Source organism: Micromonospora echinofusca (genome assembly GCF_017614955.1).
In the GTDB taxonomy this organism is placed as follows: domain Bacteria; phylum Actinomycetota; class Actinomycetes; order Mycobacteriales; family Micromonosporaceae; genus Micromonospora; species Micromonospora echinofusca_A.
The window spans coordinates 1-7,330 of record NZ_WVUH01000348.1; the positions used below are offsets into that span (position 1 = coordinate 1).

Here is a 7,330-nt window from a genome sequence, read left to right on the forward strand (position 1 = left end):
CCGCCAGCCCGACGCCGTCGCCCACCCCGACCGGTACGCCGTCACCGACGCCGACCGGCACCCCGGGCCCGGACACCTGCGCGGTCAAGTCCCGACCCACCGGCAAAGTGCTCCACGGCTACTGGGAGAACTGGGACGGCGCGGCCAACGGTGTGCACCCGCCGCTCGGCTGGATCCCGATCACCGATCCGCGCATCACCGCCCACGGGTACAACGTCATCAACGCCGCCTTCCCGGTGATCCGCTCCGACGGGACGGTGCTCTGGGAGGACGGCATGGACGCCACCGTGCGGGTACCCACCCCGGCCGAGATGTGCCAGGCCAAGGCGGCCGGCCTGACCATCCTGCTGTCCATCGGCGGCGCCACCGCCGGCATCGACCTCAGCTCGGCCGCCGTCGCCGACCGGTTCGTCGCCACCGTCGTACCGATCCTCAAGCGGTACAACTTCGACGGCATCGACATCGACATCGAGACCGGCCTGACCGGCAGCGGGAACATCAACCAGCTCTCCACCTCCCAGGCGAACCTGATCCGCATCATCGACGGCGTCCTGGCCCAGATGCCGGCCAACTTCGGACTCACCATGGCGCCCGAGACGGCATACGTCACCGGCGGCAGCGTGACCTACGGTTCCATCTGGGGTTCGTACCTGCCGATCATCAAGAAGTACGCCGACAACGGCCGGCTCTGGTGGCTGAACATGCAGTACTACAACGGCAGCATGTACGGCTGCTCCGGCGACTCGTACCCGGCCGGCACCGTCCAGGGCTTCACCGCGCAGACCAACTGCCTCAACACCGGGCTGGTCATCCAGGGCGTCACCATCCGGGTACCGTTCGACCGGCAGGTGCCGGGGCTCCCGGCCCAGGTGGGCGCCGGTGGCGGGTACATGTCACCGAGCCAGGTGGCCCAGGCGTGGAACACGTACCAGGGCGGCCTGAAGGGTCTGATGACCTGGTCGATCAACTGGGACGGCTCGAAAGGCTGGACGTTCGGCGACAACGTGAAGGCCCTCCAGTCCCGGTGACCCCCGGCCCCGCCGACCGCCGTGGCCGGCCCTGACGGACACCGCCCGGCCCTGCGCAGCGCAGGGCCGGGCGGTCCTCAGGATCGGTCAGGGTCACGGGGCGACATGGGTAGCCGCCCAGGCGAGCATGCTGAGGAAGGTGAACGGCGCGGTGTAGTGCAGGTTCAGGTTGTGACCGGTCTCCGGGACGATGATCAGGTCGAAGTCGGAGGCGTTGGCGTAGTAGGGCGCCTCGGCCTGCCGTACGGCCGCGTAGTCCGTGCAGTCGAGCGCGTCCGTCGCGCAGTACATGTGGTCCTTCTCGCCGATCACGCTGAGCACCGGCACGGTGATGTCCACCGACGCCGAGCCCTGCACCGGCGCGGTGAGCATCTCCATGACGGCGACCTGCGGGCCGACGGTCAGCGTCTGCCGGTTGGCGGTGTCGACGGTGAGGACCTGCGGGTCGACCATCGGCTGGTAGTAGAACGCCGCCTGGCGGGCCGGTGGGTTGATCGCCAGGTAGCCACTGTCCAGGTTGAGCGGGGCGAACTTCGGGTCCTGCGCGGCCGGGATGACGTCGGCCAGGATCAGGTTGGTGGCGGAGGCGCTGAGCGGGCGGACCGCGCCGGTGGCGATGAACGCGTCGACGCCGCCGTGGGTCGCGATCCCCTGCCAGCCGGTCACGCTGCCCATCGAGTGGCCGACCCAGATCACCTTCGGGAAGGCGACCGGGCCGATGCTGCCGGCCCGCAGCTTGGTGATCACATCGTGCAGCGCCTTCGCGGTCGCGGCCATGGTGATCTGGCTGCTGTGCGGCTTCGAACTGTCACCCACCCCGACGCTGTCCACACTGAACGTGGCGTACCCGGCAGCGTTCGCGTACTGCCGGTAGGAGTACAGGTAGGGCTGGTAGGGGAAGTCCCAGTATGTTCGGCCGTAGGTGCCGCCGTGCACCAGCAACTGCACGGTCTTCGGGGTACCGACCTTCGGTAGGCACAGGTCACCCACGATGCTCTGGTCCTCGGGGCCGCCCTCGGTCAACGCCACCGGGACGCTGTACGTGGTGCAGTTGCTCGTCGAGCCCGACGCGACTGCCGGACCCGGGGTGACCAGGAGTCCGACGGCGAGGGACAGCACGGCCGAGGCTGCCACCGCCAGGCGCAGCCGGCCCGCTACGAAAGGAAGATGCATTACTGCCTCCAGGGGGATGTCCGGCGAAACGGTCAACCGGTAGAGGCAGGCAACCTCTTCCGGGCCGGCCGCTCACCCGGGGTGAGGCGATGGGGAATCTGCCAGGAGTCAGTGTCGGGCAGGAAAGTGGAAATGCCGTGGGCCCAGGGGCCCGAAGAGCGCGGCACCGACCAGGGCAACAGCCGCACGGCAGCGCATATCGGATCAGCCGCTGACCCCCGGCCCGGGGACCGGGTGGGCCGGGACCGCGTGGCCGACGTCGAACACCGACGCCACGTCGAACGCCGACGACGCGCAGGAGCATCGGGTACGCCATCTGATACCGCCGCCGACGCATTTTCTCCGATCCACGTTTCTCCATATCCAGGAATTGCACCGTCTCCGACATACGCGGGCACGACGAGCATTCGAATTGGTCGGCAATTCCATTGCCATGCGCCACTGTCTACAGTTTGTTGTGCCGCTGCGCGGGAGGTCCCACATTCTCGGCGCCCGGCGTTCCGCGCTCTCGAATTCCGGAATACGACGGAAGGAAGCCGCATGACCACCAGGCGATCCCGCGTGCGCAGCCGGGCCGGCCGACTGATCCTCGCCGCACTGCTGGCGGCGTCGACGACCCTCACCCTGGGCAGTACCGCCGGAGCCGACCGGACCGACGGCGACGTCGGCACCCTCACCCCCAGGGACGTCTACATGACGGACTACCCCGGGGACCCCGCCATCGAGCCCAACACCCCGAGCGCGTCCTACTGGAACAGCCCCGACGTCAGGGTCTGCCCCACCCCGGTGCCGTGCTCCTCCGGCCTCACCGCACCCGCCTTCACGACCAGCTACATCTTCGTCACCCTGCGGAACCCGGGGCCGTACGGCTCGGGCACCGACGTCGGCACCCTGCGCGCCTACTTCACCACCATGGGCACCACCGCGGTCTGGCCGACCAACTGGACACCCCTCAACTCGGCGATCGTCACGGTCCCATCCGGCGTGACGACGGTGATGCTGCCCTGGACCACCTCGTCCCCCGGCCTGGTCTCCACGCTGTACCGCTGGGTGTCCACCGACGACCCGATGCTCTACGAGGGACCGAACGCCTACCAGAACACCCAGTTCAACAACAACGTCGCCTGGAAGAACTTCAGCGTCATCTGACCCGTCGTCCGTTCTCGTCCCCCGGTACCGGTCCGTCCTCGTCCCCCGGTACGAGGACGGACCGGAGATTCCGATTCCGGGTGGATGGCCCACGCCGCCCCGTGGCGAAGACTCGCCCAGGTGTTCCGACAACTCCCCGACAGCGCTACGGCGCTGGTCTACATCGTTCTCGTACTAGCCGTCTCCGCCGGCACCGCCAACCTGTTCGGCGGGCTGATCCTGGCGATCTCACCACTGCTGGTCACGCTGGTCATGCTGCTGGTGGTCACCCGGGAGGGCTGGGCCCGGGCAGGCTGGCGGCGCCTCGGCCTGGGCCGGCTCGGGCTGCGTGAGTGGCCGTTCACCGTACTCGCCACCGCAGGGGTGAGCGTGCTGGCCGCCGTGGCGGTGGTGACGATCGGGCTGGCCCGCTTCACCACGCCCACCGGGCCGTGGCTGACCGACCTGCTGTCGCTCTGCGCCACCGGGCCGGTCCTCGCGTACGCCGAGGAGGTGGGCTGGCGCGGCTATCTGCTGCCCCGGCTACTGGGACTGGGCGAACGGGTCGCCATGCTGGTGAGCGGAGTGGTCTGGACCGCCTGGCACCTGCCCTACATCCTGTTCACGCCCTACTACCACAACGAGGGGAACACGCCCCTGGTGCTGGCCCTGTTCACCGGCAGCGTGCTGGCCTTCTCGGTGCTCTTCGGCCGGTTGCGGATCCGCACGGACAGCGTGTGGCCGGCGGTACTGGCCCACTTCGCGCACAACGCCACGTTCGCCTGGCTCACCATGTACGCGGTCCGCACCGACCATCCCGTCGTCGTCAACGAGTACCTCGCCGGGGACACCGGTCTGTTCGTGCTGCTCGGCACGGCGGTCTGCGGGTACGCGCTCAGCCGGCGAGCCCGGCGAGCCGCGCGGCGACGACCGCCTGCACCCGGTCCCGCAGCCCGAGCTTCCGCAGCACCGACCCCAGATGGGTCTTGACGGTCGACTCGGACAGGTGCAGCCGGCCCGCGATCTCCGCGTTGCTCAGCCCGAGGCCCACGGCGGACAGGATCTCCCGTTCCCGTGGGGTGAGCCGGTCCAGCCCCGGAGGTGGCGCGGGGCGGGGCTCCGGCGTGGCGAGCACGAAGAGGTCGATGAGCCGGCGCACCAACCGGGGCGCGACCGGGGCGTCCCCGGTGGCGGCGGCCCGCACCGCTGCCAGCAACTCCTCCGGACCGGCATCCTTGGAGAGGAAACCCGACGCGCCCGCCCGGAGCGACGCGACCAGGTTGTCGTCGCTGTCGAAGGTGGTCAGCATGACGACCCGGGGTGCGCCCGGCTCGGCGAGCAGCCGCCGGGTGGTCTCGATACCGTCCAGGCCGGGCATCGTGACGTCCATCAGTACGACGTCACAATGCTGCTCCGGGCGGCGCAGCGCAGCCAACGCCGACCGGCCGTCGCCGACCGAACCGACGACGGTCATGTCCGCAGCAGCGCCCACGATCATCGCGAAGCCCGCCCGGACGAGGTCCTGGTCGTCGACGAGGAAGACCCGGATCGGCGTCATCGCGTACCCGCCGGGACGGACACCTCGACGAGAAACCCGTCCGACCGTCGGCCTGCGGTCAGCGTGCCGCCCAACTCCCCGACCCGCTCCGCCATCCCGGTGAGACCGTGTCCGGCACCCCGGTCGGCACCGGCCACCCCACGGTTGGCCACGCGTACCGTCACCGCCGCACCGGTCCGCGCCACCATGACCTCGGCCGTCGCGTCCGGTCCGGCATGCTTGAGCACATTGGTGAGAGACTCCTGCACGATGCGCAGCACGGCAGTGCGTACCGGCCCAGGCAGCCCGTCGAGCACCGACCGGCCGGCGTCGAGCCGCACCGGCAGACCCGCCGCACGGACCGCGTCGACTAGGCGCTCCAGAGCCGCCCCGCCCAGCTCGGCCGGTTCGTCGCGCAGCAGGTCGATCAGCCCACGCACCTCCCCCAACGCCGACCGGGCGGTCCGCCCGATCGTGTCCAGCACCTCCACGGCCTGCGCCCGGTCCCACAGCTCGGCATGACCGGCCGCGTACCGGCCGCCGTCAGCCTGCACGATCACCACAGCCAGCGAGTGCGCCACGATATCGTGGATCTCCCGGGCCGCCGCGACACGCTCCCGCTGCCGCCGGGCCGCCACCACCTCCCGCAGGTTGGCCGCACGGCCCCGGACCAGGTTTCCGACCAGCCAGACCAGAGCCACCACGACCGCCAGCACCGCCGCCGCGGCGAGGGCGTTCGCCCGGTACGCGGGCGGGGTGCTCCACCGGAAACCGGCGGCCACACCGCCACCGACCGCGGCGGCGAGTACCGCCAGCCGCACCGCCCGCGACGGGACGTGCGCCGCGACCGTGTAGACAGCCACCGGTACGGCGAAATCGGCGGGCAGCGGGATCCGCAGGACAGCCAACTGCACCAGGGCCACACCTGCGGTCCAGATCGTCACCGCCACCGGGTACCGCGAACGGACCGCCAGCGGGCCGGTCAGCGCCGCCGAGAGCAGCAGCCCGCCCCAGCCGGCAAGCCCCGCACCGGCCGGCACGAACACCGCCGTGGACGCGGCGGCGACAACCGTGTCGAGCCGACCAGGGTGTGCAGCCGACCATCGACTCACCCGGAAAGCGAGCGACCGGCCCACGCACCCACACCCCCACCCGTCCGGCTGCTCAGATGATATTGCCGACGCCAGGGGTGGCGGCACGATCCACGGACCCGGCCACCGGCATCCGCCGGGACGGTGTGGTTCCCTCAGCCGTGCGGGGAATGCTGCGCTGCGTCGCAGACCACGAGCCGGTCAAGCCGGTACCGGTGCAGCCGCCCCGGGCCCCCTGCCTCCCTGGCGCGTCCCGGTGCGGCGGATCACTCCCACTCCCATCGAATACCCTGGACCCCACGTCCCGGGCTCTGGGTCGAGAGGAGCGCAGACCAGGTACTGCTCAACCGGATCTCCAACTCGCTGCGGGTCTGCTCCGGACCGGTCGACCGGAACTGGTAGCAACGCACCGGCAGTTCGGTGGGGTCGAACCGGACCTGAAGCACGTAGAGGCCGACCGGTGCGTTGAACGCGCGGAAGTACTCGGCGTCGAAGACCGGCTGGTTGATGACCGAGGAATATTCGATCATGAAAGTCTCGCCGACCCGATAGGCGTGGTCGAGCAGCAGTTCACTCGCGATGAGCCGCTGCTCGTGCCGTCGCCGGACCCGGCCGAGCCGGCAGTGCCGGACGGCCACCGTCCGGACCGCGTCGAGGTCGTGACCCGGCTCGGCGTAGTTGACCGAGAAGCAGCGGTCCACACCATCCAGACACGCCTCACCCAGAAACCGGGTACGAATCTCGGACAGCAATCGTCCGGACCGGAGCACCACCTCTTCCTCGGTATAAAGAACCCGAACATCATTACGTAACGCCGGGCAGATCTCCTCCACGATCTCGGCGACGGCGGGTGCCCCCGGAATTCCGTCGAACCGGCGCCGGTCGCCCCGCAGAGCCGTACGCCCCCGGGGCCGGGGTGGACCGAGCAGAGCCGTGAGCGACCCCGGGGACAGTTCGAAGATCTCCTCCAGCACGGCGACCGCCCGCAACGACTCGGGCCTCTCCGGACGATTGGTCCCGATCTGCCAGCTACTCAACGTAGGCACCGCAACCTGCACGCCCCGGCGGGCAAGCCGGCTCTGCACCGCCTTCAGGGTCAGGCCACTGTCACTGATGGCAGCCCGCAGCGCAGGTCCGAACATGAGCTGAGCACGCGACACCCGCCCACCGCCCCACAGCCTTGTCGATCAACCTGAATAGTTCTGAAAGTTTAGAGGTTTTTCAGAGATCTTGACGGCACGGAACGTTCCCACCCTCGACGGCACCCGATCCGGGCCGGACCCGACACCACCGTTCAGCGACTACAGAAAGTCGTCAATCGATCCCTTGCCGCTATCGGGAAGCTGATTACGCTCAGTCTCACCCCCAACGGT

7 protein-coding genes are annotated in these 7,330 nt (G+C 69.7%); 3 read left to right on the top strand and 4 right to left on the bottom strand.

The features are described from left to right. A partial coding sequence (locus GSF22_RS27945; RefSeq protein WP_244454256.1) for a chitinase occupies positions 1–1,028 on the top strand: 1,028 nt, incomplete at its 5' end. Between the two features lie 93 nt (positions 1,029–1,121). On the opposite strand, the gene GSF22_RS27950 is transcribed toward GSF22_RS27945, so the two are convergent. Beyond that, on the bottom strand, positions 1,122–2,201 hold the full coding sequence (locus GSF22_RS27950) for an alpha/beta hydrolase (protein ID WP_208816726.1): 1,080 nt from the start codon (positions 2,199–2,201) through the stop codon (positions 1,122–1,124). Positions 2,202–2,741: 540 nt separating this feature from the next. On the opposite strand from GSF22_RS27950, the gene GSF22_RS27955 reads away from it, so the two are divergent. Further along, positions 2,742–3,350 (top strand): hypothetical protein, encoded by a 609-nt coding sequence (locus GSF22_RS27955; protein ID WP_208816727.1) that lies wholly within the window; start codon positions 2,742–2,744, stop codon positions 3,348–3,350. Between the two features lie 120 nt (positions 3,351–3,470). Next, positions 3,471–4,319 (top strand): CPBP family intramembrane glutamic endopeptidase, encoded by an 849-nt coding sequence (locus GSF22_RS27960; protein WP_208816728.1) that lies wholly within the window; start codon positions 3,471–3,473, stop codon positions 4,317–4,319. Here GSF22_RS27960 and GSF22_RS27965 read toward each other — a convergent pair. The 3 genes from GSF22_RS27965 to GSF22_RS27975 all read right to left on the bottom strand — a co-directional run bounded on the left by GSF22_RS27965 (position 4,225) and on the right by GSF22_RS27975 (position 7,117). After that, positions 4,225–4,887 carry a response regulator gene (locus GSF22_RS27965; RefSeq protein ID WP_208816729.1) on the bottom strand — a complete coding sequence of 221 codons (663 nt, stop codon included), beginning with the start codon at positions 4,885–4,887 and terminating at the stop codon, positions 4,225–4,227. The two genes, GSF22_RS27960 and GSF22_RS27965, sit on opposite strands and share 95 nt — an antisense overlap. Continuing rightward, positions 4,884–5,978 carry a sensor histidine kinase gene (locus GSF22_RS27970; protein WP_208816730.1) on the bottom strand — a complete coding sequence of 365 codons (1,095 nt, stop codon included), beginning with the start codon at positions 5,976–5,978 and terminating at the stop codon, positions 4,884–4,886. Before GSF22_RS27970 ends, GSF22_RS27965 begins: the two co-directional genes overlap by 4 nt. A gap of 245 nt (positions 5,979–6,223) precedes the next feature. After that, on the bottom strand, positions 6,224–7,117 hold the full coding sequence (locus GSF22_RS27975; RefSeq protein ID WP_208816731.1) for a hypothetical protein: 894 nt from the start codon (positions 7,115–7,117) through the stop codon (positions 6,224–6,226). Positions 7,118–7,330 lie beyond the last annotated feature (213 nt).

Coding starts and splice junctions, on each gene's coding strand:
- GSF22_RS27955 (WP_208816727.1), top strand. CDS start 2,742: ATGACCACCAGGCGATCCCGCGTGCGCAGCCGGGCCGGCCGACTGATC.
- GSF22_RS27950 (WP_208816726.1), bottom strand. CDS start 2,201: ATGCATCTTCCTTTCGTAGCGGGCCGGCTGCGCCTGGCGGTGGCAGCC.
- GSF22_RS27965 (WP_208816729.1), bottom strand. CDS start 4,887: ATGACGCCGATCCGGGTCTTCCTCGTCGACGACCAGGACCTCGTCCGG.